The organism is Enterobacter cloacae complex sp. IR5450 (genome assembly GCF_049238665.1).
Lineage (GTDB): Bacteria > Pseudomonadota > Gammaproteobacteria > Enterobacterales > Enterobacteriaceae > Enterobacter > Enterobacter hormaechei_C.
Window position 1 is genome coordinate 1 of sequence record NZ_JBMKIC010000085.1, and the last position, 1032, is coordinate 1032.

1 protein-coding gene is annotated in these 1032 nt (G+C 46.7%); it reads left to right on the plus strand.

What is annotated here, in order from left to right:
- Nucleotides 1-409 precede the first annotated feature (409 nt).
- A complete protein-coding gene (locus ACOTYB_RS24785) occupies nt 410-637 on the plus strand; it encodes a YgdI/YgdR family lipoprotein (RefSeq protein WP_021243043.1) in 228 nt (75 codons plus the stop codon).
- Nucleotides 638-1032: the final 395 nt, after the last annotated feature.

Here is a 1032-nt window from a genome sequence, read left to right on the forward strand (position 1 = left end):
CCTTAGTGAGGCTACACTGAAAGGACAAATTTGGTGACATGTCTCGCACAAGACTGTTACCACGGTTAGGGGATCTGCCAGGATTACCTAACCTTCGAAAAACCACCTGCCAGGGTGGTTTTTTCGTTTACAGGGCAAGAGATTACGCGCGGAAAAAAAGGATCTCAAGAAGATCCTTTATAAATTAGACATCCAACCTCACAAAGAGGAATACTTAAATCATCTTGGTATATGTATCGGCCGGATTACATCTCATATAAGCCTCCTCCCCGCCTGACACCACACTTTGACCATAGCACCTCGCGCCTAACTCGATATACAGCCCACCATCAAGCCTCTTTTCACATAAAAAATGACCTATAGTTAGATGGTTAGTGACCAAAACTGATATGGATAAAAGGAGCTGGCTTTGAAAAAGATTTTTGTTTCAGTGTTCGCAGCGGCAGTTGCGCTTTCAGCCCTCACCGGCTGCACGCGCACAAGCTATGCCATACACACCAATGACGGTCGCACTATTGTCAGCGACGGCAAACCTAAAGAATCAGACTCAGGCCTGCTTGGCTATACAGACGCGAATGGTGTCAAACAGCAGATCAATAAAACCGACGTTAAAGAAGTCTCCGAAATTCCGCACTGAGCATCTTCTCCGAAAAAGGCCGCTAATGTGGCCTTTTTCTTTACCTGTGGTTCTCCGCCAAAATCCCAGCAAATTGCATCACCAAAGCTAAAAGCTTTCAGGGTTGTCTAAAAAGCACAAGACATAAGAGGAAGTGCGGTATTTTATAATCAAGCCCCCAAGAATTTACCATAACATCCGTTGCCCGCACCGCCTGAGACGCGTTCAGCGCGTTCCTGACGAAACCATGACAAAAACCACAACAAACCACCCCGGAACCCGTCAGAAACGCGCCTGTTAAATTTTAACGGCATGCATGACTATGCACCAGAATGACGCCATGCTCTTTTCACGCAAAAATCATCACCAGACGGGGAAAATCACCAGTGACCAGACAGGAATCCGCCGCCCTCAAT